The sequence below is a fragment of the Pseudomonas sp. FG-3G genome, assembly GCF_901007645.1.
Lineage (GTDB): Bacteria > Pseudomonadota > Gammaproteobacteria > Pseudomonadales > Pseudomonadaceae > Aquipseudomonas > Aquipseudomonas rhizophila.
This window is the reverse complement of the sequence record NZ_CAAKGZ010000020.1, coordinates 405,052-425,656: the sequence shown is the minus strand read 5'-3', so window position 1 is coordinate 425,656 and position 20,605 is coordinate 405,052. Positions and strand designations below refer to the sequence as shown.

Genomic DNA, 20,605 nt, shown 5'->3' with positions numbered 1-20,605 from the left:
ACCAAGGAAGTCCCATGTCTGCCTCTATCGTTCTGCCCGCTGCCCTGCAATCGTCCTTCAGACCGGGGGAAGTCGCGCTGGTCGGCGCCGGTCCCGGTGACCCTGGTTTGCTGACGTTACGCGCCTGGAGCCTGTTGATGCAGGCCGACGCGGTGGTCTATGACCGGCTGATCAGTGCGCAACTGCTGGGTTTGATCCCGCTGACGTGCGCCCGGCATTACGTCGGCAAGGCCGCCGGCTGCCACAGTCTGCCCCAGGCCCAGATCAACCAATTGCTGGCCGACCTCGCAGATCAGGGCCAGCGGGTGGTCCGGCTCAAGGGCGGCGACCCGTTCATCTTCGGTCGCGGTGCCGAAGAGCTGGAATACTTGCTGGTCCGTGGTATCGATTGTCAGGTGGTGCCCGGTATCACTGCCGCATCCGGTTGCAGCGCCTACGCCGGCATTCCGCTGACCCATCGCGACCTGGTCAATTCCTGCCGTTTCATCACCGGCCACTTACAGCGCGAAGGCGATTTGAACCTGCCGTGGCAAAGCCTGGCGGATGACAGCCAGACCCTGGTGTTCTACATGGGCTTGTCGAACCTGGGCAGCATTGCCGCACGGTTGATGGCCGCAGGCCTGGCCGCCGAGACTCCGGCGGCATTGATCAGCAACGGCACTCGTCCCGACCAGCAGGTGCTACGTGGCACCCTGCAACAACTGCCGGCCATGGCACGAGATTGCGTTGAAGGGCTGCCGACATTGACGGTGATCGGTAAGGTGGTCGGCTTGTTTGCCCAGCAGCCGATGCAGCATCCGGCGCGCGTTCATCCCATCCCCCAGGCTTTGAAGGTGGCGCTATGAAGCGCATCGGGCTTGCGATGCTGTGGATCGGTACGAGCCATGGCGCCGTTACCACCGGCGCCGACCTGGAACAGGCCGAGCGCAATTACCAGCAGCTCTGCCAACAATGCCACGGCGTAAACCGCATCGGCGGCGCCGGGCCGGCGTTACTGCCCCAGAGCCTGGGCCGGATCAAGCCCGGCGAAATTCGCCAGGTGATCGAAAATGGCCGCCCCGCCAGTCAGATGGCGGCCTTCGGTACGCTGCTGGAGCCTGCACAAATCGACGCCCTGGCGCTTTATCTCCAGCGCCCGCCCAGCGTCGCGCCCAACTGGAATGAAGAGGATATTCGCCAAAGTCATCGGGTGTTGGTGGACGTCGCCACATTGCCCGACCAGCCGCAACACCGGGCCGACCCGCTGAACCTGTTCGTAGTGGTGGAAGCCGGCAATCATCACGTCGCGGTGGTCGACGGGGATCGGTTCGAGGTGCTCGCGCGCTTTGCCTCGCACTTTGCAGTGCATGGCGGACCGAAGTTTTCCCCGGACGGGCGTTTTGTCTACCTGGCGTCGCGCGATGGCTGGATCAGTCTGTATGACCTGCACAACCTCAAGCTGATCGCCGAAGTTCGGGCCGGGCTCAATACTCGTAACCTGGCGGTGAGCAAGGACGGTCGCTGGGTGCTGGTGGGCAACTCGCTGCCCGGCAACCTGGCGGTGCTGGATGCCCGGGACTTGTCCCTGGTCAAGACGATCACGACGCTGGGCAGGGATGGCCAGGCTTCGCGGGTCAGCGCGGTCTACACCGCTGCGCCGCGCAACAGCTTCATCGTCGCATTGAAGGATGTGAACGAGGTTTGGGAACTGCCCACCGGTCCGAACCCGGACTTCGTGCCCAGGCGCATCGAGGTCCAGGATCATCTGGATGACTTTTCCTTCTCACCCGACTATCGCCAGTTGCTCGCCACCTCGCGCAAGGCCCAGGGTGGACAGGTGATCGACCTCGACAGTGGCCAGGTGGTCAGCGACATCAGCCTGCCGGGCATGCCGCACCTGGGCTCGGGCACCTATTGGAAGCGCGATGGCCGCTGGGTGTTCGCGACCCCCAACATCAGCAAAGGACTGGTGTCGGTGATCGACATCAACACCTGGAAAGTCATCAGGCAGATCCCTACCCTCGGGCCGGGTTTCTTCCTGCGCAGCCATGCCAACTCCCGCTATGCCTGGACCGACGTGTTCTTCGCCACCGGCAACGATGCCATCCACCTGATCGACAAACAAACCCTGGAAATCGCCCACACCTTGCGCCCCATGCCCGGCAAAACCGCCGCCCACGTCGAATTTACCCACGACGGCCGCTACCTGCTGTTGAGCATCTGGGACACCGACGGCGCGCTGATCGTCTACGACAGCCACACCCTCAAGGAAATCAAGCGCCTGCCCATGAACAAACCTTCAGGCAAATACAACGTGGGCAACAAGATCGAATTTGCCGAAGGTACGTCTCACTGAACGGGCGATCAGGGCAAACCTGCTCACCTCAGCGGGAGCAGGTTGCTCGTTCAATGATTCATCGGCGACATAGCGGTGGCCTGTCCCAGCAGCTTCTGATCGATGTCTTGCAGACGCAGCACCCGGCCGCCGGTCTCGCGGGCGAGTTTTTCCGCCGCCTGGGCGTCGGCGAACGTGGCCAGGACGACGCCCATGGCGCCCTTGAGCCTGGAGCCGACGACGAAATAGGCGGTCCGGGCATCGATCAGGTGCTCATCATCCGGGGTGTTCCAGTGGCTGCGCCCCATGTCGTGGACGTACAACTGGACGTCGGCCCGATGGTTCTCCGGCTGCAGCCACCAGCTGAGCATCTCGGCCGGCGAGCAGAATTTTTTCACGCCGCTGGCGGTCGCTGCGGCGCCCTTGGGTCCGGGAAAATCCGTGATGACCATGCCGCAGACATGGCACTCGTCACTGGGATGGAACGCCAGCGCCGCCTTTGAGGCCGGTGTCGACTCAGGCTTGCCGCATGCCACCAGCACCAGGCACACCAACACTCCGGCCAGGACTCGGCCCGTTCTCGAATACACCCTGTTCATCGTTACATGCTCCCTCTATCAAGATCAGAAATCACGGACACCGGCGGTTGAACAATCGATAGGCCAGCCACAACGGCACAGCCATCCACAACCACAGGCACAGCCAGAGCCAAGGCCCGGGCACCGGCAGGTCGCTGCCCAAGGTCAGCACTGCCGCGCCGCTGGAACCGGCGTCGAACCCCGACAGGTTGATCAGCCGATACACATCGGTGGGGTTGAACAGCAACAGCCACGGCAGCAGGTCCGGACTGAACCGGCCCTCGCTCAGCACCAGCAGTGCCAGCAACGCCAGGTCAAACACCAGCACGAAGAAAAACCACACCCCCAGCGCCAGCCCGGCGGCGGTGGATTTCTCCGCCGACAGGCTGCTCAGCACATAGGCCAGCCCCAAAAAAACCCAACCCAACAGCGTGCTGGAGACGATGAAGCGGCCAAAGGCCCAGAGCAGCAGGCTCAGCTCGATATCGTCCACCAGCAGGGCTATGGCGAACATCGCGCAACCAAAGCCGATCAGGGTCGCCAGCGCCAGGATCAGGCTGTGACCGACAAACTTGCCCAGCAGCAACTGCCCGCGCCCCAACGGATACGTCAGCATCAGCAGCAAGGTGCCGCTCTCGTCCTCGCCGACGATCGCGTCATAGGCCAGCAACAAGGCGATCAACGGCATCAGGAACGTTGCCAGGCTGGCCAGGCTCGCCACCGTTGCCGGCACCGAGGTAAACCCCAACTGGCCGGACGCCGCCGCGCCAAGCCAGGCGATGCCGATGGCCAGCACGGCGAACAACAGACTGATCGCCAACAACCAGCGGTTGCGCAAGCCGTCACTGAATTCCTTGCGGGCCATGTTCCAGATCGGGTTCATGAGCCGGCCTCCTCGGTCGCCGCGCGAACCATGTAATGACGGTACAAATCTTCCAGGGACGGCGGTTTGATCTCGACATCCGTCGGGTCATCCTGGGCCAGTAACTGGCGCAGCAACTTGAGTTTGCTGCCATCCGGCGCGGACACCTGCAGCCCTTGCGCGCCCCACCCTTGGGTGAGGTGCCCTTCGCTGCGCCAATGCTGGCGAAGCCAGTCGGCCCGCGACAGGCCCGAGGCGCGGATCAGCGTCGGCAGCCCCGCGTCTTCGCGCAACCGGTCCAGGCTGCCCAGGGCCAACAGGCGACCTTGGGTGAGAATCGCGGCGCGGTTGATGTGAGCTTCCACGCCAGGCAAGACGTGCGAACAAAGAATGATGCTGGTGCCCTGCCAGCGCAGCCGATCGAGCAGTTGATAGAGGTCCTGGGTGGCGATGGGGTCCAGGCCGACGGTGGGTTCGTCCAGCAACAGCAGTCGCGGCTGGCCGAGCAAGGCCTGGGCCAGCCCGAGGCGTTGGCGCATGCCCTTGGAGTACGTGCGCACACGCCGCCGGGCCGCTTGCGCCAACCCGACCTCCTCCAGCAAGCGCTCGACCTGGTCTGGCGCCGCGCCCTTGAGCCGGGCGAAATGGCGCAAGGTTTCCAGCCCGCTCAACTGCGGATAGAACATCACGTTCTCCGGCAGGTAACCGAGCATTCTGCGCACGCCCGGATCACTCGGCTCGCGGCCAAATACCCGCACCTGACCCTCACTGGCGCGCAGCAGACCGAGTATCAGCTTCATGGTCGTGGTCTTGCCCGCACCGTTGTGCCCGAACAGCCCGAGCACTTCGCCCTGGGCCAGGTTCAGGTTCAGCCCGCGCAGCACAGCAGCATTGCCGTAGCGCTGACTGACGCCTTCGATCTCGACGACGTTCAAGACGCGTCCTCCTGAGCACTGTTGCGTGGCGGGGGCTGGAGCGGCGCGTGCATCAACGGATGGCTGTCCATCACCCCGGGGGATTTCATGACCGGGAACGCCCGCTGCACCCAGCGCAGCAGCTCGATACCCGGACTGTTCATCAACAGCCGTACCTGGGGGTACAGCCACAGCAGGCGATCGACGTTGTCGTTGGGTTCATAGGCCACGTCCCCCAGTCCGTCGCCGTTGCGATCCCAACCCAGGTAATCACTCCAGTAATTGCCGCGCCCGTCCACCGACCACTCCTGCAACCGCGTGGCCACGTATTTGACCTGGCGCTGGTTGCCGGCGAACACGTTGCCGGCGATGCGGTTGTCCTCCGAACCGGCGGTCAGGTGGATGCCCACCGCGCTGCGCTCGAAATGATTGCCTTCGATGCGGTTGAACAATGAGTTGTAAATGAACAGGGCCTTGCCCTCGGCACCGGTGATCATGGTGTCGCCGGTGGACCCGTCGCGAACATCGGTGACCACGTTGTCGCGCAGGGTGGAATAGGTGATGTAGTTCATCAGGATCCCGTAGTTCTGGTCCTGTTCGGAGCGGTTGCCGATGACCGTCAGTTGACGGCTTTGCATCAAGGCATAACCGGTGCGGGTGCGCCGGGTGACGTTGCCCAACAGACGGTTATCGTTGGCGAACATGTAATGCACGCCGTAGCGCAGGTCCTCGAGGATGTTGCCCTCGAGCAGGTTGCCGTTGGAGGTGTCGATATAGATGCCGTCGCGAGTTTCGCGTACGTGGTTGCCGATCACCCGGGCACCGTGTACCGCGTACAAGTGAATGCCGTTCCCCCGGTCCTGGGAGCGCAGCCCGGGATCGCCCTGAATGCGGTTGTCGATCAGGCTGACATCCCGCGCGCCATCGACCCAGATACCGAAACCCTGGCCCTGCATGCGGTTCCCACGAACCACCGCCCCTTGGGCGACCGGTTGGATGAAGACGGCCGCGTTCATGGCCGTGAGGTCGTGGCCCCAGTCCAGGAAGGTACAGCCCTGGACCTGGACGTTCGGGGCGCGAATGATCAACCCATTGCCCTCACCCTGCCCCTGGAATACCGCATCCGGCGCGCACGTGAGGGTCATGGGTTGGTCGATGCTGAACGAGCCGCGGTATTGCCCCGCAGGCAGGCGCCATTGCCGTTCTCCGTCGGCCTGCAATGGCAAGTCGGTGATCGGCTGCGGCGCGGCAAGCGCGCCGCCCGACAGTAGCAGGAGCACCAGGGCAATGACCGGTGCGCGAGCGTAGCCCGCAGGCTGTTGCTGGTTACCGGTCATTGAACCCGTCTCCTCGTTGAACCTGCTCAGGCCTTTTCAACCAGCATGCGCCCGACCATTTCCATGTGCAGGGCGTGGCAGAACCAGCTGCAGTAGTACCAATGCAAACCGGCCTTGTCGGCGATGAAGGTGATGGACGAGGTCTGTTGCGGGCTGATCTCCATGCTCACGCCGTGGTTGGTCATGACAAAGCCGTGGGAGACGTCTTCGATCTGGTCGATGTTGGTGATCGTCACCGTCACCTCGTTGCCTTGCTTGACGGTGAACTCCGTCAGGCCATAGGCCGGCGCCATCGAAGTCATGTAGACCCGCACCTTGTTACCGTCGCGGATGACCTTGTTGTCGGTCTCCAGGTTGATGCCATCCTTCTTGGCCAAGGCCACGGTTTCAGCGAAGAACGGATCGGTGCGGCTCCAGATCTTCTGGGTCTTGATCTGGTCACGCCGGGCAAGGATGCAGTCATGGGGTTCGGCAAAGGCCGGGCCATCGTGTACCAGCTTCATCTCTTCGCCGGAAATGTCGATCAACTGGTCGTTTTCCGGGTGCAGCGGACCGGTGGGCAGGAAGCGATCCTTGGAGAACTTGCACAAGACCACCAGCCATTTTCCGTCCGCCTCGCTGGTTTCGGTCAGAGACGCGTGGTTGTGGCCGGGTTGGTACTGCACATCGAGCTTTTGCTTGATGTAGTTGACCTTCTCGCCCTTGTAGGCACGGATGGCCTCGTCCATGTTCCACTTCACCACCTGACTGTCGATGAACAAGGTGGTGTAGGCATTGCCGCGCCCGTCGAAGGTGGTATGCAACGGCCCCAGGCCCAGTTCCGGCTCAGCGACGATCACCTCGCGGGGGTCTTTGTAGCGGTCGTCGAATAGATCATCCAGCCGGTCGATGGCGATCATCGAGACGGTGGGCGACAGTTTGCCGTTGGCGATGAAGTATTTGCCGTCGGACGAGGTATTGAGCCCGTGGGGATTCTTCGGCACCGGGATGTAGCGGGTGAACGCGCTGTCCTTGCCATCGGTTTTACGACCATCGACCACCGGCACCTTGGAGCCGTCCAGAGTGATGAACTTGCCGGCCTTGATCGCCGCTTCGATGCGCGGGATGTTGAACACCACCACCCAGTCGCGCTCGTTGCGCATCATGCCGCCCAGGTCGTAGGCCTTCTCGGAGTTGTAGCAGGTGCTGGCGGCGTACTTGCCGGTGTAGTCGGCGTCGGAGTTGTCCAGGTTGCCGTCGACGATCACCTGGAAGGCCATTTCCATTTTTTCGGCGTCGATGGCGTTGAACATTGTGTAGCTGTTCTTGTCTTGCAGGTCGAATGTGCGACCGTCATTGGGGTGCGGGATGACGAATTCGGCGTTGGCGAACACGTACTTGGTGTACGGCACCTTTTGCAGGCGCAGGCCATGGATCGCCTGTACGTTGGGCACGGTGAGAATCTTGTCGCACTTCATGATATCCAGGCGAATGCGCGCGACCCGGGAATTGGCCTTATCGTTGATGAACAGGTATTTGCCGTCGTATTTGCCATCGGTCATGGAGATGTGTGGGTGATGGCAGTCGCCGTTCTGGTACTTGGCGCTGTCACCCAGGATGCGCTTGCTTTCGTTGGTCAGCCCCCAACCGGTGGCCGAGTCGACGTTGAACACCGGAATACGCATCAGCTCGCGCATGGACGGTACGCCCAACACCCTCACCTCGCCCTGATGGCCACCGCTCCAGAAACCGTAATAGTCGTCCAGCTCGCCGGGGCCGACGTGGACTTTGGACTTGGCTTCCTTGGCCGCCGCAGCCCAGGACTCACGGGTGAATACCGCGCCGCCCAGCGCCGTGGCGCCGGCCAGTACGGCGCCGGTCACCGCACTGGTCCCTAAAAATCCTCGACGGCTGACGCCCCTGGGTTCTTCGATCGCGCCGCTGGTTTCGGTTTTTTTATCGATCATGCTGTGTGCTCCATGAAGAATGAAAGGGTCAAGGGACAGGACATTCGGGGGTTTCAAGGCGCCGGGTTCACCTGCACCACGGGAATCAGTTGCGTCTCGGTCGCGCTCGCCTTGCTGCGCTTCTTGCGCTTGTTGATCAGCGGCGGGCATTTGTTTTCGTTGTGCCAGGTCATCTGGCAATCGAGGCAGTAGTGACATTCGTTGGCATTGATCCGGCCATCGGGGTGAATCGCCTGGATCTCGCATTCCTTGGCGCACAGCTGGCAGGGGTTGCCACATTCCTTGCGGCGCTTGAGCCAGTCGAACAATCGCAGCCGGGTCGGCATCGCCAGGGCGGCCCCCAACGGGCAGATGTAGCGGCAATAGACTTTGCGGGTGAACAGGTTGACCACCAGCAGACCCAGCGCATACGCCACGAACCACCACTGACGGTCGAACCTGAGAGTGATGGCGGTCTTGAAGGGCTCCACTTCGGCCAACCGTTCGGCGCTGGACATCGACTCCAGCGAGACGCCGAACAGCACCAGCAAAATGATGTATTTGATTGCCCAGAGTCGCTCGTGGACGGCGAACGGCAGCTCGTACTGCGGCACTTTCAACTTGCGCGCCAGCTCGTTGAGCAACTCTTGCAACGCACCGAACGGACACAGCCATCCGCAGAACACCCCGCGCCCCCACAACAGAATGCTGGCGGCGGTGAACACCCAAAGGATGAAAATCAGCGGATCGGTGAGGAACAGTTCCCAGCGAAAGCCTTCGAACAGGGCATGAACGAAGGTCAGCACATTGACCACCGACAGCTGGGCCAATGCATAACCACCGAGAAACACCACGGTGAACATCAGGTAGCCGCGACGCAGCCAGTGCAACAGCTTCGGGCGCCGGGCCAGCGCATCCTGCAGGAACAGGATCGCCGTGAGCACCACCAGGGCCACGCCCAGTACGCTGATCTCGAGGCTTTTCTGGTACCAGAGGGTCAACCACATCGGTCGGCTGGCTTCTTCGGCCGCTGCCAGTTGCTCAGCCGTTGGCAATGGCCTTTCCAGATAGGGCTCGGGCAATTGATAAGCCAGTTCAAAGCTGCTGAAGATGCCACTGACAGGTCCGGTCTGACGACGCACCAGCAGCTCCAGGCTCCAGGGCGAACCCGGGTCGAAACGGTGGGAGGCGCGGACGATGAAAATCGCCATTTCGTCGAACTCCGGCATGTCCGTCGGCGCCACGTCGTCCAGACGCTGGAAGTCCAGGTCGCGAAAGCTGATGGCGTCGCCGAACTGACGCACCTGTACCCGATCGAAAATGCCGCCGCGCACATACCCCGAGCCCTTGAAGGAATAGCGACCGCTGCCCATCACGGCGATGGCCTGCTCGCCGGGTTTGAGTTCGGCCATCAACGTGCGGTATTGCGCCTCGCCCAGCAGGTTGCGACCGATGGTGGGCGGGTTCAGGTGGGTGACATACAGGTCGATGAAGGTGTCGTCTGCTTGCTCGGCGCTGGCGGCTTCAACACCCTCGGCCTCGGTCCCCTTGAAGGAAGCATCGGCCTGGCCGCGCGTCAGGTGCAGGCGACGCACCGCGCCGTTGCCGGTCAAGGTTTTCCAGTCGGCGGGTTCGTAGAGGTCATCGCGCACGCGTGCCGGCGCCACCGCCAACCCCGCGTCCCCCTTGACCAGCTCCAGGGAAACCGCGACATCGTGAGCGGCGCGCATGATGACTTCATTGACCACCATCGCCGTCACGGTGGCGCCGGCAATTGCATCCACCGTCACCGCGTTCGGGTCGCTGGAATGCCCCACCACCACCCGTTGATTGACCTTGATGCCGCTGTAGCGGGCACTGAACGCGTGGAGTTTTTCTTCGGCAATGCCGATCAGCAGGATCGGTTCGTGGTGCTCAAGCACAAAAGCATCGAGGATCACACCGGCCGGATCGAGGATCACCTGGACGTTGATGGGCTTGCCTGAATAAGCGGGAATGTCCACCACATCCAAGCTCTGGAACACATAGCCGACGACCTTGCCGGCAGCGGACAGTTTGCGAACCTTGAAGGGGCCGTCGGGCTCGGAGATCGAATCGACCGGGCTCAGGACCTGGTGGATGCGCTGTTGCTGGATATCACCGTAGTCCTTGGCCTGGGCGAGGCTTGCGATCAACAGCAGGAGAACGAACAGCCCATGGAGCCAGAAGCGGGATGGGTGCAGCATCACAAAGGGAGGGGTCATGGACGCCAGGGCTTAAGGACAGGATCTTGGCGATCATGGTAGGACCCACTCCCCTGCGCGGCCCTTGATTGAAATCAAGTTGAGGAAATGAACTCCTCCGAGTGCCGGGCTCGACGCAATCAGGCGGCTGGTCCAAGTGAGCCACCGGTCCCCGCGCACTGCTTTATTTTTAGCGGGCACTGCCGAGAAAGCGCTTGCGTTCACACAACGCAGGGAACTCTTCGTAGCGGTGGAGCCACTCATCGATTCGACTAATGTACCTTTGGCCAATCGCCTGGCAAAAGCGGCTTCGGACGCGGTGTTGGCCAGCGACCCGAGCAATCCTGAAATTCGTCAAAGCCTGTTCAGTAAAACCTACGGCTCACTTGCCGGGTTGGGCAGCGCCATGGGCGTCAGCTTAGCGGCACGGGCCGTTGGCTCAGACACGCCGGCGCAGCAGTTTGGCCAGGTGCTTTTGGCCGCATTGGGCTCGCCTGCTCTCCTTATTCCGGCCTATGCGAGCTTTCAGGCGGGCGCTGAAACCGAGGCTCGTCTTGCGGCGCTTGAAAAGGAGCGAAAAACGCAAGAGCTTCCCGGACCGGGCGCCCCCGCTCAAGTACCCACGTCCAACTTCCCACGCACACAAACGGCAATGCAGAACATCCGGTCGCCCGATCGGGCCGATCTACCGCACGGTTCCATGCCGGGAACCTGGGGCAGAACCGCGGAAAACACCTTTCACCGTATCCGAGGAGGGTTGCAAATAGCATCCCAGGCGCCGACCGAACTCACCGAGCTTGCAATCAAGCAGGTTACCGCTCGCGTGGGGAACAACGCTGATGACGTGGCGGAACCACCTGAGGCTGTGCCGCAGAAGTGAGCGGCTCGATAGCATCCGGATAGCTGAACACTCCAGCCTGCAGACATATCATCAGTGCTGCAGGTTGAAGTGTTATCGACGCACCCTGTTCACGCCTCCCACGGCGCCAGGCAATCCACATCGATGGCGTACCGGGCAATCGCTTCGACGCACACCTGCGGCGCCAGTGTCTGTGCTTGAACCAACGCGGTCAGGGCGCTCAGAACGATCTGATGACGATCCACTTCGAAGAATCGACGCAGTTGAGCGCGGGTATCGCTTCGGCCGAAACCATCGGTGCCGAGCACCGTGTAGCGAGGCTCAATGTAGCTGGCTATCAGCGCTGGCACGGCCCGGACGTAATCGCTACAGGCGACGACGGGCGTCGCATTATTGAGCGACGCCTGTAGATGGCTCCTGCGCCCGGGCTGTTGAGGATGCAGTCGATTGTGGCGCTCGACCTCGCGCGCGTCCCGTGCCAGTTCGGTGAAACTGGTGACGCTCCAGACCTGACTGTCAACGTTCCAGTCGTTGGCGAGCAGTTCGGCGGCCGCGATCACTTCGCGCAGGATAGTGCCAGATCCGAGCAATTGGACGCTGCCACGAGGGTCTTGCAATTCGTTCCGGGCAAACAGATACATGCCTTTGAGAATGTCTTGCTCAACACCACCTGGAAGGTCGGGCTGCGGGTAGTTTTCATTCATCAGGGTGACGTAGTAGAACTCGTCGACCTGGCGCTCCAGCATCTGGCGCATGCCGTGATCCAGGATCACCGCAAACTCACCGGCGAACGCCGGATCATAGGCGCGGCAGTTGGGTACAGTCGCGGCCATCAAATGGCTGCTGCCGTCCTGATGCTGCAGGCCTTCGCCGCCCAGCGTCGTGCGTCCGGCAGTTGCGCCGAGAAGAAAGCCGCGAGCACGTTGATCGGCCGCCGCCCAAATCAGATCGCCAATGCGCTGGAAGCCGAACATCGAGTAATAGATATAAAACGGCAACATCGGCAACCCATGCACCGAATAGCTCGTGGCGGCGGCCACCCAGGAGCTGATTGCCCCGGCCTCGCTGATGCCTTCTTCGAGAATCTGGCCATTCTGCGCTTCGCGATAGCTGAGGATAGACCCGATGTCTTCTGGCTCGTAGCGTTGTCCTACGCTGGAGTAGATACCGATCTGCTTGAACAGGCTGGCCATGCCGAACGTGCGCGCCTCATCCGCCACGATCGGCACAATGCGTGGACCCAGCGTGGTGTCTCGCAGCAGCCCGTTGAGCATGCGCACGAAGGCCATGGTCGTGGACATCTCCTTATTTCCGGCATTGATGGCGAAACTGGCGTAACGATCGATCTCGGGCACGGCAACCTTATCGTCGTCACACGACGAGTGCCGTGTCGGCAGGTAGCCATCCAGCGCCCGACGGCGCTCATGGAGGTAGCGCATCTCCGCGCTGTCGGCGTCGGGCTTGAAGAACGCCAGGGAGGTCGCCTGGTCGTCGGTCAGTGGCAGATTGAAGCGATTGCGGAAAGCGAGGAGCGCTTCACTGTCGAGCTTCTTCTGCTGGTGCCCGGTCATCTTGCCCTGCCCGGCCTCCCCCATGCCAAAACCCTTTTTGGTCTGCGCGAGAATCACCGTCGGCTTTGTGTCTTCGAGCGCGGCCCGGTGATAAGCGGCAAAAATTTTCACCATGTCGTGACCGCCGCGCTTGAGGCGATCAATATCCTCGTCGGTCAGGCCTCGAGCCAATTGCGCCAGCGCTTCGCTCTGTCCGAAGAAATGCTCGCGATTAAAACGCCCGTCCTTGGCGGCAAACGTTTGAAACTGACCATCGACAGTATTCGACAATGCCTCAACCAGGGCGCCGTCGTGGTCGCGCGCAAATAGCGAATCCCAATCCGAGCCCCAGACCAACTTAATGACGTTCCAGCCGGCGCCTGCAAATAACGCCTCCAGCTCGTCGATGATTCGGCCGTTGCCTCGCACCGGACCATCGAGGCGCTGCAGATTGCAATTGACCACCCAGACCAGGTTGTCGAGCCTTTCACGCGCGGCGAGTGTGAGCGCCGACATGCTTTCTGGCTCATCCATTTCACCGTCGCCGAATACGCCCCAGACCGTCCGGCCGCGGGTGTTCTTCAGGCCGCGATGGTCCAGATAGCGCATGAAGCGAGCCTGGTAGATCGAACTGATCGGGCCGATCCCCATGGAACCGGTCGGGAACTGCCAGAAGTCCGGCATCAGCCAGGGATGCGGATAGCTGGACAAGCCCCTGGCGCCTTTTGCGCGAGCACCGATCTCCTGCCGATAATGCTGCAAGTCTGTTTCATCAAGGCGCCCCTCAAGGTAGGCCCGGGCATACACACCGGGCGCCGAGTGCGCCTGATAGAACACCAGATCGCCAGCGGAGTTTTCGTTGCGCGCCTTGAAGAAATGATTGAAGCCGACCTCGAATAGATCCGCTGCACTGGCATAACTGGCAATGTGTCCGCCCAGTTCTCCATACACCTGATTGGCCCGAGCCACCATTGCCAAAGCATTCCAGCGAATGATCGACGCCAGGCGCTCTTCGGTGGCCAGGTCTCCTGGAAACGCGGGTTGTTGCTCGACGCTTATGCTGTTGATGTAGGGTGTACCCAAGCGGGGCCGCCAGCCTAAATCAGCGCGACCAGCGACAGCGACGAGCAGGTCGAGCACCCGCCCCGCGTGGGCTTCTCCCCGGTGGGCGATGACCGAAAGCAAGGCATCGTGCCACTCGGCAAGTTCCTGTGCATCTGCCTCGGCCTGGGCTGGCAAGGTGTTTTTAAGGACGAACGAGTTCATGAACTACTCCTGCGTGGTTCAGGGAGTGTTTCGAAGGCGTACCGATGACGCCCTAGGCTAGAGCACGCATCGCTCTTGCAGCAGGCACCGGGCCAGGGTTTGAGCTGCCGACAGAATCCGCTCGACCTGTTGGTCCATGTCCGTGCTGGACGGTCCGTCGATGCTCAACTCAAGGACTCGCAGCTTGTGACCACAGACCGACCCCAGCCAGGCGAGGCTTGGGACTGCTTCGACTTCGACATCCAACAAAAAGCAATTTGGACACACTGGACTGAGTAGCTGCTTGGCCTGACAGCGAGAAGTTGTTACCGACTGCATCGGCTTCGCCCCTGACTGCAGCCAGTCGAGCATCAACTCTGCCGGACGCTGGACCGCCAGATACGCAACCTGGTCCCAGTCGTCTATTGCGACGTGCACCTGATCAATGATGTATTTGGGTAACGACGCGCTGATGACAATAACCACCCCGACATCCGCCGAAGGCTCCTTGATCCAGGCTGCTGCTTGCGACATCGCATCCATTGCACTCACTCCCCGATAATCTGCACCCATTTGCACGACCTGATCCTGGAGAGCGAACCTGTCGCCAGATTCGCTCCCCAATTTGTCGTGCGCCGATACATCTCAACCGTTACGGAACATGAAACTATAGGCATTGAGGGCAGGCGCTCCACCCAAATGTGCGTAAAGCACTTTTGCCCCCTCAGGGAACTCGCTACGAGTTGGATATCCAAACGCGCGCAGTGACTTCGATGAATAAATAGTAAGAAAAAAATCTAAAATATGTGTTGCAAGTTACTCGCCGATTAAAAAACATTATTTCGATCTAACCAGTATTTTCGTTTTGTTATTGCTCCACAGCCATCACTCACACAATAAACAAACAACGAAAACCTGATGCCTCCCGTGCCCTGCCCCGTGCAGCCTGATCGCACTGACCGCGCAATTCTCAAACCCTTGCAGCGCGATGCATCCATCTCCAGCGTTGCATTGACCGGCACAGTGAAATTGAGCGCCCCGGCGTGCCTGAGACATGTCGAACGGCTCAGGCAGGCAGGGCTGATCAGGGGCATCGTCGCGCGGTTGGACAATTCATGGGGCCGCGCTAGCTGCTGTCGACGCTGCCTATTGCGCTCTGAATCAGATCAACCCCAGGCTCAGCGCCTTGAGTGTGGCCGCTGCGCGAGTGGTGCATTGCAGTTTGCGGAACATGCTTTCGACGTGAATGCGCACCGTACTCGGGCTGATGCCAAGCTGACGCGCCACTTCCTTGTTGCTGCCGCCCTCACTGATGCAGCGCAAGATTTGTGTTTCACGTTCGGAGAGTGGGCTGCTGCTTGCTCTGGAGACGGCCATGGCGCGCCTGCCCTTCTCGCTCAAGCCGGGTTGCCGTGGTGGCTGACTGCGCAATGCTTGCAAGGTCAGTGTTGCAACCCGCAGCCGATAGCGGACCTGCACTGCATCACCTTCGAAGCCGCGGACGTAGCCGCGGCCATCGAGCCGCTCATAAGACTGCACCGCCCCCTGAGCTGCCAACGAGCACCCAACAGCCTGGCCACAGGCGCGCGATGTCCAATGAGGCACCCCCGCGTTCTTTTCAAAACCGTCGTCTGGAAGTGCTCCAGGAATGAGCCAGACATGATGAGCCGCCATGACGTGGCTCTCGGCATTGCTTGACAGGCAACTAAAACCGTTCAGGTCCATCATGCTCAGCTCCTGGTTATTTTATTCAAGCTTGTTCGACAGGTCCGCTGCTTAATCTTAGGTAGGCTTAATAGAAATCGTGTTGCATCTTTTCAATAAAACACGAAATAATGTTGTGCTTTCAATCATAAAAACGAATTTTATTGCAAATAAATTAGAAACTACGCAATAAAAATAACTTGGTGCCTACCCAGGATTTTTTCCACCCGTGCGCAAGTGAACCTGCCGAAACCAACGATGCTGCCAAGCGATTGAAACAAAAGACTTATTCGACTTAGCCTCCAATCCACCCCAGCGTCAGGGCTTTGAGGGTCGCAGCCGCGCCACCTGCCGACATGTCGTTTCCTCCGGGCATTCGATTGAACATTATTCACGGCCTCGGATAAATGACCGATACCTCAGCCGTCGAGTATTGCTGAAACTGCGCTCACCCCACACAGGAGATCGCATCATGTTCAAACCCAAGGCCCTTGCCCTCACACTCGCCATGACCTGTTCATTGTTCGGCGGCGCGGTCCATGCCGCGGCGCAGCAACCTTCTGTCGTCATCGTCCATGGCGCTTTCGCCGACGGATCAGATTGGGGCAAGGTCGTCCCGCTGCTGCAGGCGGAAGGCATCAAGGTCACCGTGGTACAAAACCCGCTGACCTCGCTGGCTGACGATGTCGCCGCCACGCAACGTGTCCTGAACAACCAGGAGAACGATGTCGTATTGGTCGGCCACTCCTGGGGCGGTACCGTCATCAGCGAGGCTGGCACCGACAAGAAAGTACGCAGCCTGGTGTACGTCGCCGCGTTCGCTCCGGATGCCGGTCAAGCCAGTAAAGACCTGGGCAAGGACTACCCTGCCCCGTCCGGCGTGAAAGACATCGCCGCCGACAAAAACGGTTTCTTGTACATGACCGCCGAGGGCATGGCCACCGGTTTTGCCCAGGATCTTTCCGCAGAGCAAACCGCGGTAATGGCCGCGACGCAAGGGCCGATCCGCGCCTCGGCATTCGATGACAAAACCAGCGCCGCCGCCTGGAAAGGCAAGCCATCCTGGTACGTCGTGGCCAAGGAAGACCGGATGATCCAGCCTGATCTGCAGCGAGCTTTCGCCAAGAAGATCGGTGCCAAGGTCACCGAAATCGACGCCAGCCACGTGCCGCAACAGTCACGCCCGGCAGATGTTGCAAAAGTCATCATCCAGGCTGTTCAGAAGAGCCAATAATTTCAGGCCTCTTCTGCGCCGGGATCGAGGGAAGTGCTGCGTCAGGATGGATTGCCACCGGTCTCAGGACAAGTTGGCGGAAGCTCGGACGCAACGCACTTCCCTCGCAACGGTCGTCACATCTGGCGAGATTGAGCTTCGCCTCCTGCTACCCAGCCGACGGCAAACATCCGTTGGAACCTTTTGCCCCCCTGCCGTCACTCATTGCCCAGCAAACAAAACGGCAGTCGATGGACCCGTCATCGTGCCCGGCTTCCCCTATCAATACCCTAGCGAGATTTACCGCATGTTCTCCCCAGCAATGATTTTGCACCTCGATCTACGCTTGAACCTGGCGAGCGATACCACCCCGACCAAGGAACCTCGCTCATGCCTATGAATTGCGCGCGGAATAAACGCCATTTCGATTTCATCGTCTGTGGCGCGGGAACCGCCGGCTCCGTCGTGGCCGGACGACTGGCCGAGAATCCCGAGGTGGACGTGTTGCTCATCGAGGCGGGAGGCAGCGATGACCACCCCCACGTGCTGGAACCGGGGAACTGGCCGCTTAACCTGGGCACCGAGCGCGACTGGAACTTCGTGGGCGCCGCGAACCCTCATCTCAACGACCGGAAAATCCCATTGAATATGGGCCGCGGCTTGGGGGGCGGGTCCAGCGTCAATGTCATGCTGTGGGCCCGCGGCCATAAAAACGACTGGGAAGACTTCGCCGCACTCAGTGGCGACCCGGCGTGGAACTACGCGTCGGTCCTGAAAATTTATCAACGCGTGGAAGACTATCAGGGCACCTGCGATCCGGTGCGTCGCGGCAAGGGCGGACCGGTTCATGTCGCGCCTGTGCGAGACGCCCAACCGATTGCCAACGCCATGATCAGTGCGGCTGCCGGCATGGGTATACCGGCTTTCGAGAACCCGAACGGCGCCATGATGGAAGGCCGCGGAGGTGCAGCCTTGAACGACCTCATCGTCAAGGACGGCCGGCGTAATTCCATTTACCGCGCCTACGTCGCTCCACGCTGTGGTCAGCCCAACCTCACGGTCCTGACTGATACGCTTGTCAGTCGCGTGCTCTTCAGGGACCAACGCGCCATCGGCGTACAAACCATAAAAGATGGGCAGATCGAGTGCTTTTACGCCGATCACGAAGTCATTCTTTCGTTGGGGGCGGTCAACACGCCCAAGGTCCTGATGCAATCAGGCGTGGGGCCGGAGGAGGAACTACAGCGCCATGGTATTCCGCTCGTCCAGCATCTCCCCGGCGTTGGCGCCAATCATCAGGACCACGTGTCCTTTGCCGTTATTTTCGAATACGCGGCTCCACAACCGGTGGGTTACGGCGGCTCGGAGGCGACGCTCTACTGGAGCAGCGAAAGCGCTTTGCATCTCCCCGATATGTTCCACTGCCAAGTTGAATTTCCAGTGCCCAGCGCAGAGAACGCCTCACTCGGCGTTCCCGCACATGGTTGGACAATGTTCGCAGGCCTTGCCCATCCGGAAAGTCGCGGCCGGGTCAAGCTCAGCGGCCCGAATGTGACTGATGCCCCCATCATTGAACCCAACACGCTGTCGCATCCGACCGACCGGCGCAACGCGCTGGAAAACATCCGATTTGTCCAGGAACTGGGCGCGCAGGCGCCCTTCAAGGGCTTGGTCAAACGTGAAAGCCTGCCTGGAAAACTCAACACCCAATCGCTCGAACATTACGCTCGCAACGCTGCCGTTACTTACTGGCACCAATGCGGTACGGCAAAAATGGGCCAGGACGCGATGTCCGTGGTCGATGGTCAACTGCGGGTCTATGGAGTCCAGGGCCTGCGCATTGCCGATGCCTCCATCATGCCGCATGTCACGAGCGGCAACACGATGGCTCCGTGCGTCGTGATCGGTGAGCGGGCCGTGGAGGCTATACGGTCCACTTACGAGCTTTGAGCGTCAGCAGGCGCCGCTGACTGTGTTCGAGCCGGCCACTCGCCGAGGGCTGCGCCGAACCCTGCGGGAGAACCGGGCCTTGCTTGAATTAAACGCGTGTGCGTCAACCCACCCAATGAGTTTTACCACGGTCATAATCATGATTTCAGATATGCAGAAAAAAACCAGCGTCGCGCACTGGACGGGCAGAGTCCTGGGCGCTCTGGTGGTGTTGGCATTACTTGTCGACGCCGGTGTGAATATTTTCGCGCCCCAAGTCCTCGCAAAAAACATGGAGCTGACCGGATTCCCCGATCACCTCTCCTCTGTCATTGGCAGCATCATCCTGGTTTGCACCGTGCTCTACATGATTCCGGAGAACCGCCGTGTTGGGCGCAATACTGGTGACAGGATTCCTGGGTGGTGCCATTTGCACCCATTTGCGCCTGGGTGAATTGGGCTCCGCCTCGCAGATCATCAGTGGGATGTTGGGCATTGCGGCCTGGGCTTCGCTTTACCTGCGCAGCGATGCCGTCCGTTCTCTGCTGCCGTTGGTTGAAAGCAAAGGGCGAATATCGCGATCTGTCCTTCAGACTTTCCTTAATAGACGCCGACGGTGGTGAGTCAAACGACTGGACATCGAACCCTGTGCCAACCCCATAGCCCTGTCACGGCTCCGTAGGGCCATCAAGCACCCACCGAACGACTCGCTTTCATCACCGGATAAAACAGTGTCTGTCCAGAAATCGCACGTGCTCAAACCCGTGCTGCCTATCTCGTATGAGCAGATGGATCGCTTGGTCGCGTCGATACAGCCTACGCTTCTCGAAGAGGCGTTCAGTAGTATCATCGGTATATTGCGAGGTGGAGGCCCCTTAGCGCTGATGGTCTCGCATGCCACGGGCGTTGAACCGGCCTTTTTGCGCTATTACCGGGTCGATCGGAGCGTGATTTGGGACTCGTCGATCCCCCTTCCTCCTCCAGGCAGCAAGGTGTTGCTCTGTGAAGACATCGCTGGCACCGGGCACACCCTGAAGGACTGCCTGGCATTCTTGCAGCGCAGGGGATTGATCGTGAGGGTTTTCACTGTCGGCTTTGACGACCTAAGCGGTATACGCCCCGATTACGGGCTGGACGGGCGAGGGTATTTCTTGCAGTTCCCTTGGGAGCGCCAAGCCCTTACCTGCGCCTATCGCGATCGCTGGATCGACACCGGTGGCGGGCGTACCGGCAGTATGGCCCATGACCATGATTACGACGTGTACGCCATCGACCTCGACGGAATACTGCTTCCAGATATCCCGCTCCAACGTTATGCGGCGGACTTGAGTGCGGCGCTTGGCGAACGCGACCGCCTCGAGCCCTTCAAGCAACTGCCACCTCTGGGGCGGGTGAAGGCGATTATCACCGGGCGCCCGGAGATGGATCGCGTTCGTACTCAAGCCTGGCTAAGCCAGCACGGCCATGGCGGGACACCGCTGATCATGAGAGATACCCGCTCGAGCAACGACAGCCCAGAACAGGTTGCCCTCTACAAAGCCCGGGCATGCGTACAGTTGGGGTGCACGCACTTCGTTGAAAGCGACCCGACACAAGCGATCCTGATCGCGCAGCAAGCGCCTTTGCTGCGGGTCATCTGGTGGGATGCCGGGTGCGGCCGGGGAAGATTGATCGGCGCGGCAGATTGGAAACACGGTACGCCTGGGGCGCCATCCTGAACGCGAAAATGGCGAACACGCCGCTGGTTATCATTGCGGGCCACGCTGGTTATCATCCACAGCAGCGCAACAAACAGAGCAGTGAACAGCTTTGATCGAGGCATCCGGGGTCCGTTTCCATGACAATTGCGAAGCTTTTCTCATCTCTTCGCTTCGGAGAAAAATTTTATTGCACGAGAATCGACGAACCCGGTCGCATAAATATCAGTGCTGTGACTCAGGTTCCACTCTCCGA

General features: G+C 60.5%; 16 protein-coding genes and 2 pseudogenes. 8 read left to right on the top strand and 10 right to left on the bottom strand.

Annotation, left to right across the window (positions count from 1 at the left end):
* Window positions 1-14 precede the first annotated feature (14 nt).
* Together cobA and PSEUDOMOFG3G_RS11570 are read left to right on the top strand one after the other, a co-directional pair.
* Window positions 15-845, top strand: a complete 831-nt coding sequence (gene cobA, locus PSEUDOMOFG3G_RS11575) for a uroporphyrinogen-III C-methyltransferase (protein ID WP_139049994.1) — start codon at window positions 15-17, stop codon at window positions 843-845.
* Window positions 842-2,335, top strand: a complete 1,494-nt coding sequence (locus tag PSEUDOMOFG3G_RS11570; RefSeq protein ID WP_139049993.1) for a nitrite reductase — start codon at window positions 842-844, stop codon at window positions 2,333-2,335. Before cobA ends, PSEUDOMOFG3G_RS11570 begins: the two co-directional genes overlap by 4 nt.
* Window positions 2,336-2,385: 50 nt before the next feature.
* Here the strand turns inward: PSEUDOMOFG3G_RS11570 and PSEUDOMOFG3G_RS11565 are convergent, their stop codons facing one another.
* Genes PSEUDOMOFG3G_RS11565 through nosR form a run of 6 tightly spaced genes read right to left on the bottom strand, consistent with a single transcriptional unit; the run spans window position 2,386 to window position 10,173 of the window.
* Window positions 2,386-2,913 (bottom strand): nitrous oxide reductase accessory protein NosL, encoded by a 528-nt coding sequence (locus PSEUDOMOFG3G_RS11565; protein WP_139049992.1) that lies wholly within the window; start codon window positions 2,911-2,913, stop codon window positions 2,386-2,388.
* Between the two features lie 31 nt (window positions 2,914-2,944).
* Window positions 2,945-3,775 carry an ABC transporter permease gene (locus PSEUDOMOFG3G_RS11560; protein WP_139049991.1) on the bottom strand — a complete coding sequence of 277 codons (831 nt, stop codon included), beginning with the start codon at window positions 3,773-3,775 and terminating at the stop codon, window positions 2,945-2,947.
* The gene (locus PSEUDOMOFG3G_RS11555) at window positions 3,772-4,689 is read right to left on the bottom strand and encodes an ABC transporter ATP-binding protein (RefSeq protein WP_076384485.1); all 918 of its coding nucleotides are present in this window, start codon (window positions 4,687-4,689) and stop codon (window positions 3,772-3,774) included. Before PSEUDOMOFG3G_RS11555 ends, PSEUDOMOFG3G_RS11560 begins: the two co-directional genes overlap by 4 nt.
* Entirely contained in the window at window positions 4,686-6,005 is a 1,320-nt protein-coding gene (locus PSEUDOMOFG3G_RS11550; RefSeq protein ID WP_139049990.1) for a nitrous oxide reductase family maturation protein NosD, read from the bottom strand. The genes PSEUDOMOFG3G_RS11555 and PSEUDOMOFG3G_RS11550 overlap by 4 nt, the downstream gene beginning before the upstream one ends.
* A 26-nt stretch (window positions 6,006-6,031) precedes the next feature.
* On the bottom strand, window positions 6,032-7,951 hold the full coding sequence (gene nosZ, locus PSEUDOMOFG3G_RS11545) for a TAT-dependent nitrous-oxide reductase (RefSeq protein ID WP_139049989.1): 1,920 nt from the start codon (window positions 7,949-7,951) through the stop codon (window positions 6,032-6,034).
* Between the two features lie 53 nt (window positions 7,952-8,004).
* Complete coding sequence (nosR, locus tag PSEUDOMOFG3G_RS11540) at window positions 8,005-10,173, bottom strand: transcriptional regulator NosR (protein ID WP_257220723.1); 2,169 nt, start codon at window positions 10,171-10,173, stop codon at window positions 8,005-8,007.
* A 229-nt stretch (window positions 10,174-10,402) separates the two neighbouring features.
* Here nosR and PSEUDOMOFG3G_RS11535 point away from each other — a divergent pair, with 229 nt between their 5' ends.
* Complete coding sequence (locus PSEUDOMOFG3G_RS11535; RefSeq protein ID WP_139049988.1) at window positions 10,403-11,032, top strand: hypothetical protein; 630 nt, start codon at window positions 10,403-10,405, stop codon at window positions 11,030-11,032.
* An 89-nt stretch (window positions 11,033-11,121) separates the two neighbouring features.
* On the opposite strand, the gene mdeB is transcribed toward PSEUDOMOFG3G_RS11535, so the two are convergent.
* The 3 genes and pseudogenes from mdeB to PSEUDOMOFG3G_RS11520 form a co-directional block, all read right to left on the bottom strand.
* A complete protein-coding gene (gene mdeB, locus PSEUDOMOFG3G_RS11530; RefSeq protein WP_139049987.1) occupies window positions 11,122-13,827 on the bottom strand; it encodes an alpha-ketoglutarate dehydrogenase in 2,706 nt (901 codons plus the stop codon).
* A 57-nt stretch (window positions 13,828-13,884) separates the two neighbouring features.
* Entirely contained in the window at window positions 13,885-14,349 is a 465-nt protein-coding gene (locus PSEUDOMOFG3G_RS11525; RefSeq protein WP_139050072.1) for a transketolase, read from the bottom strand.
* 102 nt (window positions 14,350-14,451) lie between these two features.
* Window positions 14,452-14,544, bottom strand: a pseudogene (locus PSEUDOMOFG3G_RS11520) (1-aminocyclopropane-1-carboxylate deaminase); the annotation flags it as partial.
* A gap of 180 nt (window positions 14,545-14,724) precedes the next feature.
* Between PSEUDOMOFG3G_RS11520 and PSEUDOMOFG3G_RS11515 the strand changes: the two are divergent.
* Window positions 14,725-14,916: pseudogene (locus tag PSEUDOMOFG3G_RS11515) on the top strand (Lrp/AsnC family transcriptional regulator); the annotation flags it as partial.
* A gap of 51 nt (window positions 14,917-14,967) precedes the next feature.
* On the opposite strand, the gene PSEUDOMOFG3G_RS11510 reads toward PSEUDOMOFG3G_RS11515, so the two are convergent.
* Complete coding sequence (locus PSEUDOMOFG3G_RS11510; RefSeq protein WP_139049986.1) at window positions 14,968-15,534, bottom strand: LuxR C-terminal-related transcriptional regulator; 567 nt, start codon at window positions 15,532-15,534, stop codon at window positions 14,968-14,970.
* Window positions 15,535-15,982: 448 nt separating this feature from the next.
* On the opposite strand from PSEUDOMOFG3G_RS11510, the gene PSEUDOMOFG3G_RS11505 reads away from it, so the two are divergent.
* The 4 genes from PSEUDOMOFG3G_RS11505 (at window position 15,983) to PSEUDOMOFG3G_RS11490 (ending at window position 20,370) form a co-directional block, all read left to right on the top strand.
* Entirely contained in the window at window positions 15,983-16,744 is a 762-nt protein-coding gene (locus PSEUDOMOFG3G_RS11505; protein ID WP_047225817.1) for an alpha/beta hydrolase, read from the top strand.
* A 369-nt stretch (window positions 16,745-17,113) separates the two neighbouring features.
* Window positions 17,114-18,673, top strand: a complete 1,560-nt coding sequence (locus PSEUDOMOFG3G_RS11500) for a GMC family oxidoreductase (RefSeq protein WP_257220722.1) — start codon at window positions 17,114-17,116, stop codon at window positions 18,671-18,673.
* Window positions 18,674-18,752: 79 nt separating this feature from the next.
* A complete protein-coding gene (locus PSEUDOMOFG3G_RS11495; RefSeq protein WP_218939004.1) occupies window positions 18,753-19,106 on the top strand; it encodes a DoxX family protein in 354 nt (117 codons plus the stop codon).
* Window positions 19,107-19,383: 277 nt separating this feature from the next.
* Window positions 19,384-20,370: a phosphoribosyltransferase gene (locus PSEUDOMOFG3G_RS11490; protein ID WP_257220721.1), complete on the top strand. Its 987-nt coding sequence runs from the start codon at window positions 19,384-19,386 to the stop codon at window positions 20,368-20,370.
* Window positions 20,371-20,605 lie beyond the last annotated feature (235 nt).

Excerpts from the sequence above, each read along its gene's own strand:
- cobA (WP_139049994.1), top strand. The coding sequence starts at position 15 with ATGTCTGCCTCTATCGTTCTGCCCGCTGCCCTGCAATCGTCCTTCAGA.
- PSEUDOMOFG3G_RS11570 (WP_139049993.1), top strand. The coding sequence starts at position 842 with ATGAAGCGCATCGGGCTTGCGATGCTGTGGATCGGTACGAGCCATGGC.
- PSEUDOMOFG3G_RS11565 (WP_139049992.1), bottom strand. The coding sequence starts at position 2,913 with ATGAACAGGGTGTATTCGAGAACGGGCCGAGTCCTGGCCGGAGTGTTG.
- PSEUDOMOFG3G_RS11560 (WP_139049991.1), bottom strand. The coding sequence starts at position 3,775 with ATGAACCCGATCTGGAACATGGCCCGCAAGGAATTCAGTGACGGCTTG.
- PSEUDOMOFG3G_RS11550 (WP_139049990.1), bottom strand. The coding sequence starts at position 6,005 with ATGACCGGTAACCAGCAACAGCCTGCGGGCTACGCTCGCGCACCGGTC.
- nosZ (WP_139049989.1), bottom strand. The coding sequence starts at position 7,951 with ATGATCGATAAAAAAACCGAAACCAGCGGCGCGATCGAAGAACCCAGG.
- nosR (WP_257220723.1), bottom strand. The coding sequence starts at position 10,173 with ATGACCCCTCCCTTTGTGATGCTGCACCCATCCCGCTTCTGGCTCCAT.
- mdeB (WP_139049987.1), bottom strand. The coding sequence starts at position 13,827 with ATGAACTCGTTCGTCCTTAAAAACACCTTGCCAGCCCAGGCCGAGGCA.
- PSEUDOMOFG3G_RS11525 (WP_139050072.1), bottom strand. The coding sequence starts at position 14,349 with ATGGATGCGATGTCGCAAGCAGCAGCCTGGATCAAGGAGCCTTCGGCG.
- PSEUDOMOFG3G_RS11510 (WP_139049986.1), bottom strand. The coding sequence starts at position 15,534 with ATGATGGACCTGAACGGTTTTAGTTGCCTGTCAAGCAATGCCGAGAGC.
- PSEUDOMOFG3G_RS11505 (WP_047225817.1), top strand. The coding sequence starts at position 15,983 with ATGTTCAAACCCAAGGCCCTTGCCCTCACACTCGCCATGACCTGTTCA.
- PSEUDOMOFG3G_RS11500 (WP_257220722.1), top strand. The coding sequence starts at position 17,114 with ATGCCTATGAATTGCGCGCGGAATAAACGCCATTTCGATTTCATCGTC.